Origin of the sequence: Oceaniovalibus sp. ACAM 378 (genome assembly GCF_008085915.1) — a bacterium.
In the GTDB taxonomy this organism is placed as follows: domain Bacteria; phylum Pseudomonadota; class Alphaproteobacteria; order Rhodobacterales; family Rhodobacteraceae; genus Oceaniglobus.
Map to the genome: position 1 here is coordinate 21,903 of NZ_VSJK01000026.1, position 19,906 is coordinate 41,808.

Below are 19,906 nucleotides of genomic sequence, written 5' to 3' on the forward strand. Positions count from 1 at the left end.
CCTTTTATGGTGGGATGTCAGGCCAGAGGGCCGGTGGTGGTGTAATGCAAAACGACGGTAATCACCGCCGCCTTTAGCGCCGCCGCGCCCTCGATGGGCAGGTCGACCGAGGCCGGAGCTTCGGTTTCGACCCAGTCGCAGAGGCCGCCAAGCGTGCGGTCGGCTTCCAGCGCCGTACCGATGGCGGCGATCAGGGTGTCGAAAGCGCTGGCCCGGCCATTCGGGGCCTGGACGACGACCTCCAGCTCGGCGCGGTGCTGGTAGTGGTATCGCAGCGGTGACAGCGTCACCTCCGGTTCTCCAGGCTGGCCATCGCGTAGGATGATCAGACCAGCCGCCGGGATACGCTCGGGCGGGATTTCATCGCGCAGGATAAGGGCGGCAAGTGACAGCAGCCGCGCGTGCAGCGCGACAAGGATGGTTTCGCGGGTGCTGGTCATGTCTCAGGTCGATCAGTTCATGTTGTCAGTGCCATTGGTTTCAGGCCTTTCTAATTGGACCATTCGACGGCTAAGCTGGTAATTGTTTTTGAAAGCTTGGAGCACGAAATGGGCGTTGCTAAGACCATTCGCCACGGCAACCTTGGGAAACGAACCCTGCGGTTGGCTGAGAAGGATGGCAAATTCTACGGACTCGCCGATGGAAAAATTTGCGCCGAAGGAGATGACGCGGACCGCGTTTGGCTGCAACTGCACGACGAGGCAGGCAAATCCGACCCGCGGTACTTCGGCTACTCCGGTGCGCGAAGTCGCTTCCTAAAGTTTTTCCCTAATGGTTTTCACTCCGACGGCTACGCCAATCAGGAAAGAAACTACAAGCTCGCGGCCAAGAATAAGCTGGAAGCTGCTGCGCCGCTTGAAGAAGCGTTGACTGGATCTGGATTTGGTGAAGCTGTGCTTTCTGTTTATCGCGCGACGAACATGCTCTCACCCTTCGAAAAGACCAAGCTACAGGAGGTCTTTCGTGGCTCGAGCGCGGATGCGGTAATCCAAGCCGCGGCAGCTTTTGCAAAAAATGCTGACAAAGCTTCGCTGGTTCGGCTGGAAAACACGCTCAAACCGTTTGATTCCGCCAAATGGACCGTCGCGACCTACCTGCCGTATCTCTGGCGTCCCGAGCAGCATATGTTCCTCAAACCGGAGGTGACAAAGGACTATGCGGCGCGTGTAGGGCATTCATTCGCTTCGATTTACGAGGCGCGCCTAAACTTTAATGTCTATGTCAGTCTTCTGGATCTCGTTGATAGAACTACCGACGAACTCAACGATTTGAAGCCGCGCGATGGCATCGACATCCAGAGTTTCATATGGGTGGTCGGCGACTATCAGGAGGACCGCGAGGACATTTACACCTGAAGCCACTTCGCCACGATCAGCCCCGGTACGCCGTCCACCGCGCGCTCCGCATCCCGTGCCAGATCCAGCCGTTTGCGCAGTTTGACCTGCGGCACCAACAGGAAGATCGGCACGGTTGCCACGCCGCGTCCGGTTTTCGACTTGGACGCCACTGCACGGCCCTTTGAATTCAGCCGCCCCTCTGCGACCAGCAGGCTTGGCCCGCGGCGGCGATAGATGAAACGTAGGCGTAGGCCGGTGCGGCGCTCCCACTCGCCGGGGGTAATGCGGCCACCCTTGGTGCTTTTCCCTGCGGCTGGGGTGGGGATGGCCAACCAGAACCCGTCTTTCGACCGGATCAGCGGCCCTTTGTCATGTGCGCCGATGATGACCGGGGCGTTGGACCAAACCAGTGCTGCCGCGTTCAGGCTGTCGCCGGATTTTGGGAAGCTGGCGAGGCGGATTGAGTTGCCCAGCCGCGTCCCCAGCCCTGCGCCAGTGATCTGGCCACGCCAGGCGGATTTCAGAGAAATGCCCGCTTCTCGCATGGCGGCGGACACTGCTTTTTCGCCGGCTGCGATCTCGGCCTGCATCAGGGCGACGATGTCGGGGTCAAAGGCGATCTTCAGCTTCATGATGGGCGCAGGTCCACTGACCAGATCAGCCGTTCGCGGTCGCGGATAGGCTCCCCTTGAACAGTGAAGCTGTCCGCGCCAATGACAATCAAATCGCCGGGGCGAGGGTCTGGCAGGTCGGAGACGCGGACGTCCACCATCATGGTGTCGCTGACAAACCTCGCAGCCCCGAATTCGGTGATGCGGTCCGGGGCGCGGCGGATCACGCGGATCGGGCGTTCCTCCGAGGTAGTGGCGGAAATCCAGACTGCGGCCGCCGCCATGGACGGGTTGGCATAGATGCGGTCCATGGCGGCTGCGAAAATGGTCATGATGATTGCCCCAACCCGTCAGTTTGAGGTGTGCAGGCGGATCGCGATGCGTGGCCGCTTGTTGACAGGCAGGATCGAGGCTTCCGTCATCAGGTCGATCCAGCGGCCTTTCTCGTCGAGATGCTGGCGGGCGTAGAGCGGCAGGCCGAGTGTGTTGGCCGCCTCCAGCAGGTTGGCCGGGCCGCCATAGGTGGTGAAGGTGTCCATCGTGCCCAGCGGGAAGGCGATGCCCTCGCTGGCGGGGACAAGCCGTTCGGTGGCTTTGGTCGAGAGGGTGACAGTGCCCGCGTATTCCTCGAACACGATCCCTGCGAAGGGGAAGTTCCGCCGCACATCCTGGCGCAAGGGCTGCGCGCCGGTGGCGGCGTAAAACTTGTAGGCTTCCTCGGTCTTCGGGTGCGCGATCAGCTTGTCGAAGAATTCCCGGCTGACGAGGGCATGCACGTCCGACATGCTTTCGCCTAGAAGGTTGTCTTCCATCGCGCGCAAGACCTCGCGGACCTTGCCCTGCACGTTGGTGCCCGCGGTGCCCAGCAGGAAATCCACCGAGATTTGTGCGAGGCCGAATTCGGTGAAGTAGTTGTAGAGGGTCGTGCCCGCGCCGTCCTTCACGATGCCGCGGAGAGCGTTCATCTCCATGTATTCGCGGGTCTGGGCGTGCTTGCGGCGCATCAGCTGCAGCTTGCGGTTCATCACCTCGACCAGAGGGTCGGCACCATCGAAGACGCCGAGCGCCGGTTGGCCTTGAATGTCGCCCGGCAGGATCACGTCATCATGCGGGATCCACGGCAGGGCAAAGCTGCGCATCGACCGGCCCTCGCGGGTGCCGACGGTGGCGGGGCCACCGAGGGGGACGGAGGGCAGCAGGTTCAGCACACCCTCGTATTGCTCGATGATGACTGAGCGCTGGGTGACGCCTTCGAAGCGGAACAGGCCGATCTGACCGAGGCGGGTGTATAGGTTGGGCAGGATGTTGATGGCCTGCGTCATCTCGGCCAGCGAATAGCCGCCAGCGTCAAAGGGATTGCGGACAAGGGTCATGGGGGGAGCTCCGGAAGAAATGGGGGATCAGACGCCGTCGCGGGCGATGATGCCCACGGCGGCCAGCTGGGTGATCTTGGCGTTGATCTTGGTCGAGTCGTTGACGGTGGCCTCGTAGGCGAGGCCCGCCCGCGACACGATGGCAGGCCCGCGGGTGACGACGATGCCGACCGCATCCGCCAGCGTGGTGTTCACCGGATAAAGCAGGACCGCGACGGCGGTCTGGGAACCGTCCGCACCGGTTGCAGGCGAGAGGGTGTATTTGCCGCTTGCCGTGATGCGGCCAAGGACGGCCCCTGCGGGATAGGAAGTGCCGATCAGCAGGGTGATCACTTCGCGGGTGTAGTTCGGGTTGACCTCATATTTGAGGACATCGCCCATGCTGGGCTGTTCCGTCAGGACGGGCATCGGTCAGTCTCCATGATGTTGGGGTTGGGGCGCTGGATTAGCGCTTGGCGTCGGTCGCGGCCTTCTTTGCGGCGGCAATGATCGGGCTGTCTTTCGCGGCCGCTGCGGCAGGGGCAGTGGTGATGATGCCAGCCGCGTCGCTGCGGGCGGCGAGATCTGCCAACACGCGAGCGCGCAGGGCTTCAGGCTTCAACCCGCGCGTGACGGCATCGGCAGCGTCGATGGTCACGCCGAGCCGGGCGGCTTGCGCACAGACCTGCGCAACCTCGGCCGCCTCGGCGCGCACGGCGTCTGCGGTCATGGTTCCGTCGGGCGTTGGCATCGTGGCTTCGGCTGACGGCGAAGACGTGGTCGGTGCGTCCGGTGCTGCGGAAGGGTTGGCATGGTCAGTCGGGTTCGGCGTGTCGATGGGTTCGGTGGTCATTTGTGGACCCTTTCTGCTGGATGGACTGGTACCGCGCGGGGCGGCGGCGAATGTACGGAAGGCTGTGACTGGGTCGGCCAGTTCATCGGCGAGACCTGCAGCGATGGCATCAGTGCCGCGGAACACGGCAGCTTCTGTAGCAAGCGCTGCCGCATGTGTCAGCCGATCCCCGCGACCAACGGCGACGGTCTCGGCGAACAGGAAACGCACGACCTCCAACTCGCGCTGCATCTGGTCTTGCACGGCCTGCGGAAGAGGCTGGTAGGGGTTGGCGTCGACCTTGTGCGATCCGGCATGGATCAGCGTGACAGCAATGCCCTTCTGGTCGAGGGCCCCACTCATGTCGGTGTGCAGCGCCACAACGCCGATGCTGCCGACAGAACCGGTGCGCGGCAGGATGATCCGGTCGGCTTGGGAAGCCAGAACGTAACCAGCCGAAAGGGCATGTTCTGCGACGAATGCGTGGACCGGCTTTTGCAATCGCGCCGCTCGGATGCGGTCCGCCAAGTCAAAAGCACCCGCGACCTCGCCACCGAAGCTGTCGATGTCCAAGGCGATGCCGCGAACACCGGGATCCGCTACGGCCGCCTGCAACTGAGCGGCGATGCCTTCATAGGAGGTCAGGCCAGACGATTGCCCGATCCACGCCCCTCGATGCACCAGCGTTCCGGAGATTTCGATCACGGCAATGCCGTCGATGATGGCAAAGGGCTGGCTGCCGTTGCGCTGATGGCGCTGGGCGAGATCATTGCCAAACAGGGATGCGCGGGCGGGCAGGGCGGCCGTGGTTTGGTCGAGCTGCTCGACACCAAACCCCTGGAAGGTGATGTCTTGCCCGGTGATGCGCGGCCCGAGCCCTGACAGGAACGCCAGCGCCTTGGCCGGGTCAACCATCAGCGGGGTGTTGAAGGCGCGCTGGGCGATCTGGGCGTGGTGCATCATGCGCCTTCCTTTGCTGCGGGTTTCGCAGCGTCGTCGCCTGCACCCTCTTCGTGGGTACCATCGCGCTGGTCTTCGCCGTCGCTGTCATCATCATTGCCGGTAACCGCGCCGGGCCCCTGCGCCGGGGATCCCGGCCGCCGGAAGTCCAGGCCGAGATCGCGTTCACGCTTCCGCTCGGCAGCGATTTCGCGGTCCACCTGTTCTGCGTCGTATCCCCGCTCCGCCAGCGCCTGCGTGCGCGATTTCAGGCCCGCTTCGATCTGAACGATCTCTGCCGAGGCATCCTTCATCGGGTCGATCCAGTCCCATTTGGTCGGCAGCCAGGCGCAGGCCTGATATTGGCGGCGCTGCAGGTCATAGCCGGGCAGGTCCAAGGCACCCGAGAGCACAGCTGTATCCATCCAGCGCGTCCAGACCGCGCGGCAGAACTGATAAACCAGCACGCCATGCTGCCAGGCTGATATCCGGCGGCGGAATTCGATCAGAGAAATTCGAGTGTTGGAGAAGTTGCCCTTGGCGGTGTCACCGGTCAGATAGCCATAGGGGATGCCCAGCGCCGCCGCGACTTGCAGCAGAGTGCGGTACTGAAACGGCTCATAAGTACCGCCGGAATCCGGGGTGGCGGGTGTCGAGATATCCTCGCCGGGATCCAGACGCACCACTTGGCCGGGTTCAACCTCAAGATCCTCCTCAGTCGGTTCCAGCGGGGTTTCGGGAGCGGGCGAGGTAATGAACATTGCGAACATCGCCGCGATCTTCTTCCGTTCCAGCTCAGCGTCGTCATAGAGGTCGAGCGTGAACAGCTTCACGATTGCTGCGGCGAAGCGTGACACACCGCGCAGCTGGCCCGCTTCGACCGGATCCAGCACATGGATCACATCGCCTGCCGGGACGCGGACCGTTTCACCCGCAAGGCCTGGATCGGTCAGATCGCCGGGATGGCGGCGCAGGAAGTGATAGGCCACGCGGCGACCAATGCCGTCGAACTCAATGCCCTGCCGGATCAGACCAGCGCCGGGCAGGGTACGGTTCATGTCGAGGGGCAGCATTTCTGACGGCAGCATCTGCAACTGGAGCGGAACGGCCAGACCATCCTCGGCCCGGCGCGGGCGGAGGCGGATGAAGACTTCGCCCGACAGGAAAACTTCGCGCGTCGCCCGGCGCTGCAAACCGTAAAAGTCAGTCAAACCCTCTGCGTCTGCGTCATCGGTCCAGGCAAGCCAGAGCGCCTGCAGCTCTTCTTTCTTGGCGGCATCGGCGATAGTCGATGAGGGCTTGATGCCATCGCCGACGACATTGCTGGCGAAGGACTCCACGGCGTTCGTGGCGTAGCCGTTGTTCCGGACCAGCCAGCGAGCGCGGGCGGTGATGGTGTCGCCCGAGGCGGCAATCAGCGTGTTCACATGCGCACGGCTTGCTCGGAACCCGCGCAGGCGGCGGTGAGCTTGAGCCGCGTCAAACCCACCGATGATCGAGCCAATGCGCTGGCGGAAAGCTTCAAACGCCATGGATCACAGACCCTTCGAGGCAACGGTGCCCCAGCGACGACGGCGCGACCTGCCGGAGGTGGCGGTGGCAATCCGGCCCTCCAGATCGGCAATGGCGTTCGCTAGTTCCGCGTCCGACCCATAGTTGATGCTCTTGCCGTCATAACTGACCGAGCGGACGCCCGCGTAACGCGCCTCTTGCAGCGCCGCCAAAAGTGCGCGCATCCGTTCCAGATCCATCTCAATCCCTCATGAAGTTCGGTGTGTAAGCCCGGCGTTTGCACCGTGGCGTGGTCGGTGTTCCGGCCTTGGGCGGGGCGGGCGTGGCCGGTTCGGTTGCCGTGGCCGTTTGCGGTGCCGGTCTGGTTTCCACGCCTGCCAGCATCTCCAGTCGCCGCCATGTCGCCTCATCCCAGCGATCCGCGCCCATGATCCACGCGGCCGCCCGGGCATAGACGCGGGTGTCGAGCGCCTCGTTGCGTTCCCGCATTTTCTGCCATTCGGGGTGGCTATAGCCGCGCTTGTTGCGCACGGTGACGAGTTGCTCGGCGACCAACTGCTTCAGCCATTCGGTGTCGATCCAGTCTGGCAAATGCACGGTGCCGGGCGCATCGAGCACGCCCAAGCTTCGGTCTTCATCCGAGGGGCGTTCCAGCCGCAGAAAGCGATAGGTCTCGGTCTTGAAAGTGGCGGTGGCCACCGACCACAGCCGCGCGCCGCGGCGCAATCGTTTGCCGCCGATGGTGGTGTCGACAAAGGTTGGGCCTGACACCGGTGTCGCGCGATTTAAGCCTTCGAGGCCTTTGACAGGGACTACTTGGCTAAACCCCTGTTTGCGCGCCCATGCATAAACTGCCGCCGCTTCATAACCGGTGTCGATGGCGAGCTTGCCGATCACCATCACCGCGCCATTGGCGCAGGCCCAAGTCCGGCCGAGCAGCGCCGTCAGTTTGTCCCAGCAGGTTGGATCATCCGGACCACCCGCAATGACGATGTGATCGACCAGCCAGCTTTCTAGGCCGCGGCCCCAGGCCCAGACGTCGAGCTCGATCCGGTCTTTCTGGACATCAACGCCTGCCGTCAGGAACAGCCCGCCCTCGGGAATTTGCACGCCCGCATAGCTTTCGCGGCGCTCCGCCAGTCGCTGCCATTCTGGCGCGTCACCGCTTTCAACCCAAGTCTCGCCCAGCAGGGTGTTGCGGGCCGCGCGCAGCATTTCCTCGGAGCCCTGTGCCGCCAGCCAGTCCCGCGCGATCTGCTGCCAGCTTTTCCAGCCCAAAGGCGAATAGAGCGCCGAGATATGGAAGCCAATCGAATGCGGATCGGCCGAGACAGCGGTCGCCCGCCACTCGCCTTGCTCCAGCATTCTTGTCTTGTGATGCTCTGCGATGGGCTTCTCACAGCCTTCACAATGATACGCCGCTGTATCAGGCCGCCCCTTCGCCCAGCGCAGCCTCTCAAACTGCAACCACTGCATCGCGTCGCAATGTGGGCACGGCACGAAGTATCGCCTCTGATCAGAAGCCTCGAATTCCCGCTCGATCCGGCTCAGCCCCCGGATCGTCGGGGTCGAGACCATGAACACCTTGCGCCGGTGCGAGAAGGTGGTGGTTCGCGCTTCCGCCAGCGTGACCGGATCGCCTTCCTCGTCGGCCGAGGCCGGATAGGCATCGACCTCATCCAGAAAGATGTAGCGCGCGGGCATCGAACGCAGGCCGGTGGCCGAGTTTGCCCCGGTCAGCACTAAGATGCCGCCCGGAAACTCCTTTGAGAGCATCGAGTTGCCCGCGTCGCGAGAGCGGGCCGGATTGACCCGTTCCCGCAGCGCCGGACTCTCGGCGATCAGCGGATCCAGCCGCCCACGCGAGGTTCGCTTGGCCATTTCCACCGTCGGCAGCACCGCAAGCATTGGACCCGGTGCATGATGGATGACAAAGCCGATCCAGTTGTTGCCCGCCTCGGTCGCGCCGACCTGCGCTGCTTTCATGAAGCTGATGCGCTGCGCCGGGTGGCGGGGCGACAGCGCATCCATGATTTCGCGCAAGTACGGCGTACGTGCGGTGCGGTACTGCCCGGGTTCGGCCGAAGCCCGCGACGACAGTTTGCGGTGCTGATCCGCCCATTGCGAAACGGTCAGGTCCGGATCAGGCCGCATGCCGCGACGCCAAGACCGCAGGATGTCTTCAGCTCCATCAAACCCGAGATCGAGCCCATCTGTCAGCTGATCATCGGTCAGATCGTCGTTTTCCGTGTCGTCGTTATCCGAGGCTGACCCGGAGATCGGCAAGTGCGTCGAGTTGCTCTCTGACATGGGTTTCCAGCACCCTCTGCAGGATCGCGGCCTCGATGATCACCCGTTTTCCGGTTTGTTTTTCCACCTCTGATGCCACCTCGGCTGCCATCAGAGCTGCCACTCTGCTGGGCCAGGTCACCCACGTGTCGCGCTCTTGGCGCGCCAGCCGGAACACCAGAGTTTCCGCCCGGGCGCGATCGACCAGCGTGCCCTTCTTCTTCTGGATCGCCAGCTGGCGATCTTGTGCTTGGTAGACCGTCAGCGCGGTACGGGCTTTCAAGTAGGACGAGCTGTCGGCCGGACCAGAGAAGCCACTGTCACCGCCAGTGCTGCGGCGCTGCTGGTCCGGGTCGGTCATGTCAGCGCGGCGCACATCGGACGCGCCCGCGTTGATCGACCCGTCGCTGTAGACTACCAGCCGACTGGCTTTTCGGGCCTTCTGGATAGCCCCGCGCGACAGGCCGGAATGGGCGGAATACTCACGCTCGGACATACCTTCCATGGGGATTCAATGGACCTCAAGATATTGGAATTAAACGGAAATGACCTGATTATTCAGTTGATTACACTCCCGCGTCGAGCGATTCTGGGTCCGAGGAAACGATGCAACTCAGCTAAGGACGACACCGCCATGACCACCAAGACCGCCCCCGCCAAAGCCCCCAGCGAAGCCCTGCTGCTGGAGATCGCGACGAAACATTTCCACAGCATCGAGACGCTGGAGACCCAGAACAGCGACCGGCTCGACTTCCACGATGTGGCGGTCTGGGCGATCCGCGACGCGCTGGAAGCGGCCTATGCCGCTGGTCACGCCGCCGCGAAGCGCTGAATGAGGGCAGGGACATGAGCATGGCCACCACCACCGTCCGCATCGACATCGGCACGCTGCCTGACCATCTCGACCGCAGCCGCCCAAGCGTGGTGGCCGAGGTCGTTGAAGCCGCGCTGCGCGAGGGCGGGATCAAAGCCGACTGCTCGGACCTTTTCTCGCACATCAAGATCGACCTGCCGACTGCGCAGCTGGCCGCCGCCAGCGCCGTGCTGGTTGATCTGCAGCTGATCTGACGGAGCACAATATGAGCACCCGCGCGCAAATCGCCATCCAGATCGGCCCCGAGGAATGGGCGCATGTGTATGTCCATTTCGACGGCTATCCGGCCCACATGTTGCCCGTGCTGGCGCGCTGGAAGCCCGAGGACATCCTCACCGCCCGGGAAATCCGGCAGGTCACATCCGAGGCGCTTGATTGCTTCAGCCCGCCCCGCGATCCCCGCATCCTGCCGCGCCCGACGCGGGAATTTGCCCATCTCTACATGTGGATTGGCTGCCAGTGGGTGCACGTGGTGCCGCAAGCCGAGGCGGGCCGAGCAGCGACGGGAGTGTAATCAGAAAGCACTGTTATTGCTTGTATTTGCCTACACTGCGCGCCCCGACAGAGCGATGGTGATTACACGAAAACGATGCAACTCACCCCCGGAGACCACGCCATGACCACCCGCCGCGCGACAGAGAATACCAAGGCCCTCGACGCATTAATGACTGCCAAGTTCCAGATCGACGCGATGCTGGAGCGCCTTAAGGCGCTGAGCGACGACCACTTCCAGACCCACCCCGACGAGATCAACTGGGGCGATGTCGGCACCCTGAACCATTATGCCAGTCTGCTGCGCCAGATCACCGACGCCGCGTTCAAGGAGGGTGACCATGCCGCTTGATCCCGCCCAGCGCCATCAGATCGAACAGGATGCCATCACTGCCGCATGGGAGGCCGAGCACCTCGCCGCCTGCGATGACGCCATCGCCCTGTTGCGTGAGATTGCCGATCTGGACCGCGATGACGATGGCGACGCGTTCATCGCCACGGATGCCGACGGCCACAACGACCTGATGTCGCGCATTAGCGCCTTCCTTGCCAAGCAGGACCAATAGGGGAACGCCATGACCAAGATGACCGAAACCCAGACAATCATTCTCAGCGCCGGGGCCCAGCGCCCCGACAACATCGCCCTGCCGCTGCCCAAGGGGTTAGCCGGTGCGGCGGCGAAGATGGCCGTCACCAAGATGATCGAACACGGCTGGCTGCAGGAGGTCGACGCCAACTTGCACCGGGGCGAACCCCTCTGGCGCGAGACCGGCGACGGCCATGGCACGACGCTGGTGGTGACCGATGCCGGTCTGCTGGCCATCGGGATTGAGCCAGTGGTGGTGAAGACGGTTGCTGCGATCCGCGAACATGCCGCCAAGACCGCCGCCCCCAAGCCGTCGTCCCTGCGCACTGGCACCAAGCAGGCCATGCTGATTGCAATGCTGCAGCGCCCCGAAGGTGCGTCCATCGGCGAGATCGTCGCTGCGACTAACTGGCAAGTTCACACCGCGAGGGGTGCGATGTCCGGTGCGTTGGGCAAGAAACTCGGGTTGGTCGTGACCTCGGCGAAGGAAGAGAGTCGTGGGCGAGTGTACCGGATCAGACGTGCGGGTGTGTAATGCGATGCCTTGTCGATTTGTCCCGTGAGGATTTGATGGACGACTAACGCTTCCCATGGCGCCAAATTCGTTTGGCTTTCTGTAATCAAGCCCGCCAGTTCCAATGAGGATACTGCCAGTAAGGCTTTCCCTCGATCATTCCCTCAACGGCTTCATCGATCGTTAAACGGCGATTATACTGGCCTCGTCCAAAGTGGATTTCAGGTGATTGGTCAGGATATTCATCCTTCCCTTTTATGTCGAACCAGAAGGGTATGATTTCCTCGCAGTCAGCAACAAAAACGCCATGTTCTTTGTAATAGGCCTGATTTTCATAGCAGAGCGCTTTACCAAGTCGATTGGCTACAGGCTTGTGTGGCATGAACCAACAGACTGACACACTTGATTGAGAGTACCTCATTGTACGTGAACGAAAGTCGGCCAAGTGCTGGCTCGAGAACTGAATTTCAAAAGCAATCAGCTTGTCATCCTTGCGCCGCGCCAAAACGTCGGCAATCCATGCATCGCCATTTGGAGTTTGACCTGAAACCTCAAGATCTGCCTGATACCCGGTTCGGCGAAGTGCGAGCGCGATTTCAATCTTTAGGCGTGTGTGCGCGTAGCTTTCTGGTGCGGGCAGTTTATCAGGGTAACCGGGACGATGAGCGAAGAAGCGTAGGCCGCGAATTGAAGTCTTCGGAGTAGCGGGCCAATCTGTTTGGGGCATCAACCATGTGCCAGCGGGCGATTGGCAGATGTCTTGCCATACGCTATCTGGCGCTGAAAACGCCTCAGCCATCGCACCAGTTTTAGCATGATAGGCTATCTGTCCCACGTACTCCGCCTAGCAACTGGATCACCTCGTTCAGAGGCACTGGAAACACAGTATGGGATGTATGGCAGCCAGGGTTCAACCTCGAACACGCCGATGCGTCTGGTTTGGAACATGTCGTGCAGACACAGTGGCGTCAGCGCCGTTACGCACCGCCAACTTCTCCGTCGCCATCTCCCAGCGGCGCACGGCCACATCGCAATAGACCGGATCCAGCTCCATTGCGAAGCAGCGCCGCCCAGCGCGCTCAGCCGCGACCAGTTGGGTTCCAGAGCCGCAGAACGGTTCGTAGATCTGATCGCCGGGATCTGAGAACGCTGTCAGCACAGCCTCGACCAACGCTACGGGGAACACGGCTGGATGCGATCCGGCAGCACCCAGCCCACCTTTGTGCCGCATGATGCGGAAGACAGAATCCGGGATGCGGTGGCTTTGGATTTCGTTGCCGGTTCCGGTTTTGGCGTGGACGGTGCCGTCGGCTCCGCGCAGCCCACCGCCGCCGAGGGTTTCGCCCGCGTGTTTGGACGGGATCGTCTTGTGCGGTTTGCGGGGCGCGCGGTTGAAGTGGAAAATAAACTCGTGCGATGGGGCCAGGCGGCCGTTCCAGTCGCCCGGCAAGCCCGGACCCTGATCCCACACATACCAGCCAAACCGTCGCCAGCCAGAGCCGCGCATCCATTCCACCCATCCTTCCCAATAGGGCTGCCATTCGCTGTCGCGATGTACGAGGCCAAGGTTGACCAGCAGTTGCGCCTCGGCCGTGACCGGCGCTGCGGTGAACACGCCCTGCATCAGCGCATCCCAATCGCCGACCTTTTCCTTGGCCGCGCCATAGTCGCGCTGTTGGGCGTAGGGTGGCGAGGTGAAAATCAACTTAACCTGTTCGCCCTGCATCAGCCTCGCGACGGCGGTGGGATCGGTGGCATCGCCGCAGCACAGCCGGTGTTTGCCCAGCGCCCAGATGTCGCCCGGCTTGGTGATGGGTTCGGCGGGTGGATCGGGGATGGCATCAGCCGCATCGTCGTCGATCACCGTCCTGTCGTCGTCGCCCGCGTGCAGCAGAGCGTCCAGTTCATCCTCCGGAATCCCGATCAGCCCGAGGTCGAAATCCTCCGCCAGCAGCGCCTGCAGTTCCTGTAGGAGCAGGGCCTCGTCCCAGCCGCCCAGCTCGGTTAATTTGTTGTCGGCGATGCGATAGGCCCGGCGCTGCGCCTCGGTCAGATGGTCCAGAATGATCACCGGTGCTTCGGACAGGCCAAGATGGGCCGCCGCCAGGACGCGACCATGGCCAGCAATCAACTTGCCATCGGCGGCCACCAGCACCGGCACGGTCCAACCGAACTCGGCCATGCTGGCGGCGATCTTGGCCACCTGACCGGAATCGTGGGTCTTGGCGTTCCGGGCGTAGGGCCTCAGCCGAGCGAGGGGCCAGTACTCGATCCGGCCCGGCAGGATTGGCACATTCATGCCGCCAGCCTCTTGGCCTTCAGCTCGGCGAAGGTTTCATCGGTTTCGGCTAGGACAGCGTTTGCGCCGGTGAACTGTTGCCAGCGCTCGATGGCCACGTCAACGTAAGCCGGGTTCAACTCGATCCCGAAACAGACGCGCCCGGTCGTTTCCGCCGCGATCAGCGTGGTGCCGGATCCCATGAAGGGTTCATACACCGCCTGACCGGGGTTGGAATTGTTCAGCATCGGGCGGCGCATGCACTCGACTGGCTTCTGGGTGCCATGCACGGTGGCCGCATCCTGGTCCTTGCCGGAAATGTGCCATAGTGTCGTCTGCTTGCGATCCCCGGCCCAATGGCCCTTGCCGGTCTTCTTGACAGCATACCAGCAAGGTTCGTGCTGCCAGTGATAGTCGCCCCGGCTGAGTACCAGCCTGTCCTTGGCCCAGATGATCTGCGAGCGGACGTTGAAGCCCGCCGCCACCAGGCTCTCGGCCACAGTCGAGGAATGCAGCGCGCCATGCCAGACATAGGCCACGTCGCCGGGGAACAGCGCCCATGCCTCACGCCAGTCAGCGCGGTCGTCGTTCAGCACCTTGCCGGTGCGTTTGGTCTTGGCTGCACCCGCTTGGTTGCGCCAAGAAGGGTCATATTCCACACCGTAGGGTGGATCGGTCACCATCAAGAGCGGCCGCACATCGCCGAGCAGCCGCCCGACCACATCGGCGGACGTGCTGTCGCCACAGATCAGCCGGTGCGATCCAAGCTGCCACAGGTCACCCGCCACCGACACTGGCGTGACCGGTGGTGCGGGAATGTCATCCTCACCCTCGACGGCACCACCTTCCGCTTGATCCGGATCGCGCAGCAAGGCGTCTAGATCCTCGTCGGCGATGCCCAGCAGCGACAAGTCGAAATCCTCGGCTAACAGCCCCGCGATCTCGTCGCGCAGCATCGCCTCGTCCCAATCGCCCAACTCGGTCAGTTTGTTGTCGGCGATCCGGTAGGCCCGGCGCTCGGCTTCGTCGAGGTGGCCGAGCCGGATCACCGGCACGTCGGTCAGCCCCAGCATCGCGGCCGCCAGGACTCGACCATGCCCCGCGATCAGCTCGCCATCGTCGGCCACCAAACAGGGCACGGTCCAGCCGAACTTGGCCATGCTGGCGGCGATCTTGGCGACCTGGTCCGTGCCGTGGATCTTGGCATTGCGCGCATAAGGGCGCAGCCGATCGAGAGGCCAAGTCTCGATCTGGCTCGGTGCAAAGACCAGGTCCATGGGGCGGTTCTCAATTTGGGCAGGGCGAATACGACGATGCGAGAGGCCAACAATGGCCACGGCAGAATGTGGATCCGCGATGTGGGGGAAAACGAAAGCGCCCGAGAGGTGTATCCTCCGAGCGCTATTCTTCGATGGTCAATAGGTAGGTCAAGGGGGGCAGCTTTGTCAAATGGAAAAATGAAGTGGAATCAAGGCATATCGCCCAACGGCTATGCCGAGCCGGACTTCATGGGATGAGAGGTCAAACAGTACGGTGTGGGTGATTTCACGAAGTATGCCGCAAAAAGCTCTGTCACACTGATGACGCCAGAACCGACCTGCGGGATCTATCGTGACGAAGGCGTGGACGTGTTTCTGCGCATGTTCGGCTACTCGGACAAGGCCGGGAACGAAAGCCGGATCAACTTCGGCGGCATCTACACGATTGACCGAGATTTCCACGCGGACACAGGCTTCGCCCTGCGCATGACCGGCTTTGATGCTGTGACAGGCAATATCACCGACGTGGACGGGGCGATCATGCTCATGGACCGCGACGAGACGATAGCGGCCTCATGGGGCTTCAAAGGCATCATGGCGCACTAGAACCACTTTAGTCATCGAGGGCCGATACCCAGACCTCTGACATGGGCGCATCCGCAAGATCGTAACGGATCGTGCCGCGATCTCCAAAATACCCGGTGATCATTATGCCGTCATAGCCGCGCGGTCCAGTTGGCTGAGTGTATACGCCCCACGCACACTTCTTGCCTTTACCCCCGGGCCCACCACGGCCCGGGGCACTGGCGGGGCCGGGTTGCCCCCCATTGCTCACAAGCCCGATACCGCGTCCGATTGTTAGGGGATCCGGGGCGCCGATAAGCCAATAGTCAATGAAGATATTTCCACCATCGCCGCCACTGGTCTGATGCCCGGCCCCGCCTCTTCCACCGCGATCGCCGCCGCAACCGTTGTTGCAACTCGCCCCACGTCCTCTGGCGCCGTCTCCCGCTGCGCCCGAACCGCCACCGATACCGCCAGAAGCGTCGATGATGAGATCGATGGCACTTTCAAGCCCCATCCGAATCTGGATATTCACACCGCTACCGCCGTTTTTTCCGGGGCGTGCGTTAAAACCGACGGTCGCCTCGAACTGTACGTCCCGGCATTGTCCTTTCGGATTGCGCCTTTTTTTGGCGGGGTCCGTAACGGTTGTACCTTCTTCGCCTCGGGCGCTGATCCTGACACGACGGCCAAAGTTCGCCCGAAGGATATGCGCCCTCCATTGGCCGAAGTGGCTGGGCACAATCAGCGTGCTGTCATCCTCCATGGTGAGATCCCCAATAATAATGAACTGCTCAGCGTCGGTCAGTGTCCTGACCTCGTTAGCAGCGATGGTCATACCACCGACAGTGCGCAAGGCGCTTCGCGTATTCGGGGGCAGCTCTTGGGAAATTTGAGACGTCATGATTTCCTCCAAAACAAAAAGGCGTCCGTCGGACGACATTTCGACCGACATTCCCCAAGTGGCCTGTCGTCTGACAAAAGGATTGCCTGAAGAGGCCAGCAGATCAAGCATTTTTGGCTCTGGGTGATGCCTGCGGTCAGCCGAGCGCCCTGAGTTTGGCTTCCACAAGGTGGCTTCCGCAAACTGGCTCAGGTGGATTCCGCAAAAGAATCCAACGGGGCCAGATCGTGATTTGCTAAGTAGCTGAAATACAAACGTTTACTCGACTGTCTTCCACAAAGTGGATTCAGCCTGGATTCCCCGGTGAAACTGCCTGCCGCTAGCGAAATGCCGCGCTGCGCCCCCCCGCATACGTTTGTGGCCGGGGAGGAACCATGCCAGGGGGGCTTAGCGTCGTGATCGGCCCAGAACCGACATCCAGCGGCAACATACCTAGGCTCCAGACTCATTGATTTAGAGCCAGAACAGGACGGTTGCTGCAAGCGCGATGGCAGAGAGGAAAACCTTGGGGCAGCGATCATAGCGGATCGCGACACGACGCCAGTCCTTGAGGCGGCCGAACATAATCTCGATCCTGCTGCGCCGCTTTTAGCGACGCTTGTCATATCTGATGGGCTTGTCACGTGACTTCCGCCCGGGGATGCAGGGCTTTATTTCTCTGTTCATAAGGGCCTCGCGGAACCAGTCCGCGTCATATCCCCGATCTCCTAGAAACCAATCGGCGGATGGCAGGCTGCTCACCAGAGCCCTGGCCCCGGCGTAATCACTAACCTGACCGGCGGTCATGAAGAACCGGATCGGGCGCCCTTTGACGTCGGTGATGGCATGTAGCTTCGTGTTCATGCCGCCTTTCGTCCGCCCGATCAGCCTGCCACGCCCCCCTTTTTTAGCTGCGGTGCGGTCCATCAGACCGGACTTTCGCTGCAATAGCAGGAACAGGTGATGGGCGAATTTACACAATGCGGACAAAGCTGCTATCCTTCGAGTGTCGGCTTCCGCTCAATGTGCAGAAACGATGGTTTTCTTTGGGGACAGAAACGTATCAGTTTTGACCGAAGATCAAAATTCTTTCGGCCTGGGGTGACTTGCTTTAAGCTATGAATAGCGAGAGAGGCTTGGTTGTGGCTGACCGTGAAGCAGAAGAAGACTCGAAAGGGAAGTTCAAGCCAGGTTGGTTCTGGACGACAGTGGCGTTCGTCCTGGGCTTGGCAGCCAGCTCGGTTGGTATTGGCGAAAAGGTTTACGCTTGGTGCTGCGCGCCTCCCGAAGACGCGCCTGCTATAGCTGCCTCCTATATCGCGATGCCGCTCACCCTCGTTGATGGAGAAGCGGAGTCTTCGGAAGACCTCGCGGTTCTCGCGGGGTTTAAGGTTCTACGAACTGATGTACTGACCGAGGCAATTCAAGACGAAACTGATTATTCTGCGGTTCTTCTGGAGAGTATAAACGCCCGCCTTACCGCGGAACAAATTTGCCCGGAGCGTGGCTGTGTGTCCGAGTACAAGCGCTACATCCTCGGCCTAGTCGTGAAGAACCACGGCCATGTTCCGGTGCAATCTGGCAACCTATCCGTCGAACGATTTGAGCTTGACCGTACTACACGAGAGATATTTCAGTTTCACTATGGATACGAACTCATACAGGATGGATGCCTATATGAATACGAGGGCGGTGATTGTGTACTAGAGGTCGGCGATGTGCTCCCGGAACATAACGACATTGCACTACCTGATCTTGGACCTGGTGAAGCCGTTGTAGTCCCTATGGCTATGATCATGACGCCAGACAAACAGATACTGGATTTTTGGATGCACTATCTCGTTGGACCAGCAACCTTACCCAAGAGCCTAAGAATCGAGTATGGCGTTGGCCAGGATATCGAAATTGAAGTCCGGGAACCGCTAAAGTCAATTTATCGTCTCGACTTCGATGCTATGATCTGGGGGCTTGGTTAGCCAATCTGAATGAACCGCCACTTGTTTGCCGGAGACCCAGAAGTAAGGATGCTGGGTTTTGGAAAAGAACAAATGCGGAAAAAAATATTCACCAGATGTGCGGGAACGTGCTGTGCGGATGGTATTTTGGTCAATCCACGAGAGATCTTTAACCTACTCCAATGCTGGACTTATGTAAAAAATGTCTATTTAATGAGGTCGGGCCTATTTCCGTCGCATTGCCACAAGCTTTCAAATCCATCGAAGTTGTGGCCGACTTCATAGTCATTGGCCATAAACTTTCCGCTTGAGAACTTGCTGCCCGATACTTCGGCCGCTTGTCTCAAGGAAGAGCCAGAGCAATATAGCCGAGCATCGACTCTTTGCCATATCATATTGCATTCGCGAGGCATTTTTTCATCAAGCGTTCCAGCGTCAGGCAATTCTGGATTGTATTGCACCCAAATTTGCATCTCTACAGCATCGCGCTCAACCCCTTCGATTTCCAGTTTTGAAATCGTTAGATCACTTGGAATATCCGCGCCGCCAGACCCGTCAACAACAGCTCCAAACTCAACATTGACATCTATCAGAGAAATTGTCGCGACTTCATTACCGCTGCACTCTCCTTCTACATTGAAGTTGATATGCGAAATAAACTGTCCATCTAGGAAACCTTCTGGGCCCTGCGAGAAATCTCCATCGATGGCTTGTGCGAATGCCAGTATGCGAAAACGATTCTCGTTGCCGTCGAATCCAATCCGTTGGTTGCTTTCGTCTGAAAGCACCAGCGTCTCCAGCGTATCATCGGACAATACTTGCTCGATGTATGAATACACATCCACGCCCCGCTCGAATGGAACACTATGGGCCATTCGATCACGGACAATGTCGAAGATGAACTCTTCGGTTGGTTGCCATTGAAAGGCATATCTCTCCCACAAAGGCCGCCAACCAGCAAAGCTGTGTGGAACAAACACTAGCCGAGGCTTCTCTAAGGGGGTCCCTAAAAAGTCAACTATTGCGGGTTTGTCATCAAGTAGACGGAAGCCGCCTGGATCACGTTCAGTCTCTTTGTAAGTCGCTACAATATTACCGTTCGACATCTGCGCCCAGATTCCATCTCCCTGATACTCGAAATAATCCTCATTGCTCTTTTGAGAGCGTATTATAATGGAATCATAGCTTTCAAAGAGCAGGCGAATTTTGGTACCGGAATGGCTCGGGTTTCCGGCCCCAAATACACTTACGTACATTTCATCAAGGTTGGGAAATGCCCCGTTCAAACCGCACTCTCTGCTGTCAAGCTTGATGTCTAGAATGCCGCCTTGCGGAGGAATGGGGTCATTAATCCAGCCCTGAATGTCCGCGTTTAGCTGCTTGTTTTCAGCGACGCTTAACCCTTGTCTAAGGCGAAGTGTGAATGATCGAGTGATCGGTTCTAATATTTCAAAAGTAAGAACTCCGTTACTCTCCGAAACTACTGCTTCGTATGCGCCACTCAGGGCAATCGCGTTTGGCTCACGCGTCTTACAGCCCATTGAGAACGCTGCATAAGAATGCCTCATCCCAGCCAGCTCGCTTGAGTTTGATGCTGAGAGAGCCTTTGGATGTGTCGCGTCGGACGAC

The 19,906-nt window shown here is 60.4% G+C and carries 24 protein-coding genes and 1 pseudogene; 9 read left to right on the top strand and 16 right to left on the bottom strand.

Going from position 1 to position 19,906, the window contains the following annotated elements; genetic code table 11:
• Window positions 1–17 precede the first annotated feature (17 nt).
• Window positions 18–440, bottom strand: a complete 423-nt coding sequence (locus FQ320_RS22705) for an acyl-CoA transferase (RefSeq protein ID WP_148475578.1) — start codon at window positions 438–440, stop codon at window positions 18–20.
• 54 nt (window positions 441–494) lie between these two features.
• Here FQ320_RS22705 and FQ320_RS22710 point away from each other — a divergent pair, with 54 nt between their 5' ends.
• Entirely contained in the window at window positions 495–1,355 is an 861-nt protein-coding gene (locus FQ320_RS22710; protein ID WP_222861697.1) for a hypothetical protein, read from the top strand.
• On the opposite strand, the gene FQ320_RS22715 is transcribed toward FQ320_RS22710, so the two are convergent.
• Genes FQ320_RS22715 through FQ320_RS22755 form a run of 9 tightly spaced genes read right to left on the bottom strand, consistent with a single transcriptional unit; the run spans window position 1,346 to window position 9,377 of the window.
• Window positions 1,346–1,969, bottom strand: coding sequence for a DUF6441 family protein (locus FQ320_RS22715; RefSeq protein WP_148475580.1), 624 nt, complete (start codon window positions 1,967–1,969; stop codon window positions 1,346–1,348). The two genes, FQ320_RS22710 and FQ320_RS22715, sit on opposite strands and share 10 nt — an antisense overlap.
• On the bottom strand, window positions 1,966–2,280 hold the full coding sequence (locus FQ320_RS22720) for a hypothetical protein (RefSeq protein ID WP_148475581.1): 315 nt from the start codon (window positions 2,278–2,280) through the stop codon (window positions 1,966–1,968). The genes FQ320_RS22715 and FQ320_RS22720 overlap by 4 nt, the downstream gene beginning before the upstream one ends.
• 18 nt (window positions 2,281–2,298) lie before the next feature.
• Complete coding sequence (locus FQ320_RS22725) at window positions 2,299–3,321, bottom strand: major capsid protein (RefSeq protein WP_148475582.1); 1,023 nt, start codon at window positions 3,319–3,321, stop codon at window positions 2,299–2,301.
• Window positions 3,322–3,348: 27 nt separating this feature from the next.
• Window positions 3,349–3,729 (bottom strand): head decoration protein, encoded by a 381-nt coding sequence (locus FQ320_RS22730; protein WP_148475583.1) that lies wholly within the window; start codon window positions 3,727–3,729, stop codon window positions 3,349–3,351.
• A gap of 37 nt (window positions 3,730–3,766) precedes the next feature.
• Complete coding sequence (locus FQ320_RS22735) at window positions 3,767–5,095, bottom strand: S49 family peptidase (RefSeq protein ID WP_148475584.1); 1,329 nt, start codon at window positions 5,093–5,095, stop codon at window positions 3,767–3,769.
• The gene (locus tag FQ320_RS22740) at window positions 5,092–6,603 is read right to left on the bottom strand and encodes a phage portal protein (protein WP_148475585.1); all 1,512 of its coding nucleotides are present in this window, start codon (window positions 6,601–6,603) and stop codon (window positions 5,092–5,094) included. The genes FQ320_RS22735 and FQ320_RS22740 overlap by 4 nt, the downstream gene beginning before the upstream one ends.
• A gap of 3 nt (window positions 6,604–6,606) precedes the next feature.
• The gene (locus tag FQ320_RS22745; RefSeq protein WP_148475586.1) at window positions 6,607–6,822 is read right to left on the bottom strand and encodes a phage head-tail joining protein; all 216 of its coding nucleotides are present in this window, start codon (window positions 6,820–6,822) and stop codon (window positions 6,607–6,609) included.
• Between the two features lies 1 nt (window position 6,823).
• Window positions 6,824–8,893 (bottom strand): phage terminase large subunit family protein, encoded by a 2,070-nt coding sequence (locus FQ320_RS22750; protein WP_148475587.1) that lies wholly within the window; start codon window positions 8,891–8,893, stop codon window positions 6,824–6,826.
• A complete protein-coding gene (locus tag FQ320_RS22755) occupies window positions 8,841–9,377 on the bottom strand; it encodes a hypothetical protein (RefSeq protein WP_148475588.1) in 537 nt (178 codons plus the stop codon). The genes FQ320_RS22750 and FQ320_RS22755 overlap by 53 nt, the downstream gene beginning before the upstream one ends.
• Window positions 9,378–9,506: 129 nt before the next feature.
• Between FQ320_RS22755 and FQ320_RS22760 the strand changes: the two genes are divergently transcribed.
• From FQ320_RS22760 to FQ320_RS22785, 6 genes are all read left to right on the top strand, one after another.
• Window positions 9,507–9,704 (top strand): hypothetical protein, encoded by a 198-nt coding sequence (locus tag FQ320_RS22760; protein WP_148475589.1) that lies wholly within the window; start codon window positions 9,507–9,509, stop codon window positions 9,702–9,704.
• A gap of 20 nt (window positions 9,705–9,724) precedes the next feature.
• On the top strand, window positions 9,725–9,940 hold the full coding sequence (locus FQ320_RS22765) for a hypothetical protein (protein ID WP_370513102.1): 216 nt from the start codon (window positions 9,725–9,727) through the stop codon (window positions 9,938–9,940).
• A gap of 11 nt (window positions 9,941–9,951) precedes the next feature.
• Window positions 9,952–10,260, top strand: a complete 309-nt coding sequence (locus tag FQ320_RS22770) for a hypothetical protein (RefSeq protein WP_148475591.1) — start codon at window positions 9,952–9,954, stop codon at window positions 10,258–10,260.
• A 102-nt stretch (window positions 10,261–10,362) separates the two neighbouring features.
• Window positions 10,363–10,590 carry a hypothetical protein gene (locus FQ320_RS22775; RefSeq protein WP_148475592.1) on the top strand — a complete coding sequence of 76 codons (228 nt, stop codon included), beginning with the start codon at window positions 10,363–10,365 and terminating at the stop codon, window positions 10,588–10,590.
• The gene (locus FQ320_RS22780) at window positions 10,580–10,804 is read left to right on the top strand and encodes a hypothetical protein (protein ID WP_148475593.1); all 225 of its coding nucleotides are present in this window, start codon (window positions 10,580–10,582) and stop codon (window positions 10,802–10,804) included. The genes FQ320_RS22775 and FQ320_RS22780 overlap by 11 nt, the downstream gene beginning before the upstream one ends.
• A 9-nt stretch (window positions 10,805–10,813) precedes the next feature.
• Window positions 10,814–11,359 (top strand): DUF3489 domain-containing protein, encoded by a 546-nt coding sequence (locus tag FQ320_RS22785; RefSeq protein ID WP_148475594.1) that lies wholly within the window; start codon window positions 10,814–10,816, stop codon window positions 11,357–11,359.
• An 85-nt stretch (window positions 11,360–11,444) separates the two neighbouring features.
• On the opposite strand, the gene FQ320_RS22790 is transcribed toward FQ320_RS22785, so the two are convergent.
• The 3 genes from FQ320_RS22790 to FQ320_RS22800 form a co-directional block, all read right to left on the bottom strand.
• Entirely contained in the window at window positions 11,445–12,173 is a 729-nt protein-coding gene (locus FQ320_RS22790; RefSeq protein ID WP_148475595.1) for a competence protein CoiA family protein, read from the bottom strand.
• Between the two features lie 75 nt (window positions 12,174–12,248).
• Complete coding sequence (locus FQ320_RS22795) at window positions 12,249–13,637, bottom strand: site-specific DNA-methyltransferase (protein ID WP_255509675.1); 1,389 nt, start codon at window positions 13,635–13,637, stop codon at window positions 12,249–12,251.
• On the bottom strand, window positions 13,634–14,893 hold the full coding sequence (locus FQ320_RS22800; RefSeq protein WP_148475602.1) for a site-specific DNA-methyltransferase: 1,260 nt from the start codon (window positions 14,891–14,893) through the stop codon (window positions 13,634–13,636). Before FQ320_RS22800 ends, FQ320_RS22795 begins: the two co-directional genes overlap by 4 nt.
• A 258-nt stretch (window positions 14,894–15,151) precedes the next feature.
• Between FQ320_RS22800 and FQ320_RS22805 the strand changes: the two genes are divergently transcribed.
• Window positions 15,152–15,481: a hypothetical protein gene (locus FQ320_RS22805; RefSeq protein WP_187394044.1), complete on the top strand. Its 330-nt coding sequence runs from the start codon at window positions 15,152–15,154 to the stop codon at window positions 15,479–15,481.
• A gap of 7 nt (window positions 15,482–15,488) precedes the next feature.
• On the opposite strand, the gene FQ320_RS22810 is transcribed toward FQ320_RS22805, so the two are convergent.
• Together FQ320_RS22810 and FQ320_RS22815 are read right to left on the bottom strand one after the other, a co-directional pair.
• Complete coding sequence (locus tag FQ320_RS22810; protein WP_148475597.1) at window positions 15,489–16,454, bottom strand: hypothetical protein; 966 nt, start codon at window positions 16,452–16,454, stop codon at window positions 15,489–15,491.
• A 342-nt stretch (window positions 16,455–16,796) separates the two neighbouring features.
• Window positions 16,797–17,231, bottom strand: a pseudogene (locus FQ320_RS22815) (IS5 family transposase); the annotation flags it as partial.
• A 233-nt stretch (window positions 17,232–17,464) separates the two neighbouring features.
• On the opposite strand from FQ320_RS22815, the gene FQ320_RS22820 reads away from it, so the two are divergent.
• The gene (locus tag FQ320_RS22820; RefSeq protein ID WP_148475598.1) at window positions 17,465–18,298 is read left to right on the top strand and encodes a hypothetical protein; all 834 of its coding nucleotides are present in this window, start codon (window positions 17,465–17,467) and stop codon (window positions 18,296–18,298) included.
• A gap of 185 nt (window positions 18,299–18,483) precedes the next feature.
• Here the strand turns inward: FQ320_RS22820 and FQ320_RS22825 are convergent.
• The coding region (locus FQ320_RS22825; RefSeq protein WP_222861698.1) for a hypothetical protein at window positions 18,484–19,906 on the bottom strand (1,423 nt) is incomplete at its 5' end.

Bases quoted from the DNA above. Each gene is read 5' to 3' on its own strand.
- FQ320_RS22705 (WP_148475578.1), bottom strand. From the start codon at position 440: ATGACCAGCACCCGCGAAACCATCCTTGTCGCGCTGCACGCGCGGCTG.
- FQ320_RS22715 (WP_148475580.1), bottom strand. From the start codon at position 1,969: ATGAAGCTGAAGATCGCCTTTGACCCCGACATCGTCGCCCTGATGCAG.
- FQ320_RS22720 (WP_148475581.1), bottom strand. From the start codon at position 2,280: ATGACCATTTTCGCAGCCGCCATGGACCGCATCTATGCCAACCCGTCC.
- FQ320_RS22725 (WP_148475582.1), bottom strand. From the start codon at position 3,321: ATGACCCTTGTCCGCAATCCCTTTGACGCTGGCGGCTATTCGCTGGCC.
- FQ320_RS22730 (WP_148475583.1), bottom strand. From the start codon at position 3,729: ATGCCCGTCCTGACGGAACAGCCCAGCATGGGCGATGTCCTCAAATAT.
- FQ320_RS22735 (WP_148475584.1), bottom strand. From the start codon at position 5,095: ATGATGCACCACGCCCAGATCGCCCAGCGCGCCTTCAACACCCCGCTG.
- FQ320_RS22740 (WP_148475585.1), bottom strand. From the start codon at position 6,603: ATGGCGTTTGAAGCTTTCCGCCAGCGCATTGGCTCGATCATCGGTGGG.
- FQ320_RS22745 (WP_148475586.1), bottom strand. From the start codon at position 6,822: ATGGATCTGGAACGGATGCGCGCACTTTTGGCGGCGCTGCAAGAGGCG.
- FQ320_RS22750 (WP_148475587.1), bottom strand. From the start codon at position 8,893: ATGTCAGAGAGCAACTCGACGCACTTGCCGATCTCCGGGTCAGCCTCG.
- FQ320_RS22755 (WP_148475588.1), bottom strand. From the start codon at position 9,377: ATGGAAGGTATGTCCGAGCGTGAGTATTCCGCCCATTCCGGCCTGTCG.
- FQ320_RS22760 (WP_148475589.1), top strand. From the start codon at position 9,507: ATGACCACCAAGACCGCCCCCGCCAAAGCCCCCAGCGAAGCCCTGCTG.
- FQ320_RS22765 (WP_370513102.1), top strand. From the start codon at position 9,725: ATGGCCACCACCACCGTCCGCATCGACATCGGCACGCTGCCTGACCAT.
- FQ320_RS22770 (WP_148475591.1), top strand. From the start codon at position 9,952: ATGAGCACCCGCGCGCAAATCGCCATCCAGATCGGCCCCGAGGAATGG.
- FQ320_RS22775 (WP_148475592.1), top strand. From the start codon at position 10,363: ATGACCACCCGCCGCGCGACAGAGAATACCAAGGCCCTCGACGCATTA.
- FQ320_RS22780 (WP_148475593.1), top strand. From the start codon at position 10,580: ATGCCGCTTGATCCCGCCCAGCGCCATCAGATCGAACAGGATGCCATC.
- FQ320_RS22785 (WP_148475594.1), top strand. From the start codon at position 10,814: ATGACCAAGATGACCGAAACCCAGACAATCATTCTCAGCGCCGGGGCC.
- FQ320_RS22795 (WP_255509675.1), bottom strand. From the start codon at position 13,637: ATGAATGTGCCAATCCTGCCGGGCCGGATCGAGTACTGGCCCCTCGCT.
- FQ320_RS22800 (WP_148475602.1), bottom strand. From the start codon at position 14,893: ATGGACCTGGTCTTTGCACCGAGCCAGATCGAGACTTGGCCTCTCGAT.
- FQ320_RS22810 (WP_148475597.1), bottom strand. From the start codon at position 16,454: ATGCTTGATCTGCTGGCCTCTTCAGGCAATCCTTTTGTCAGACGACAG.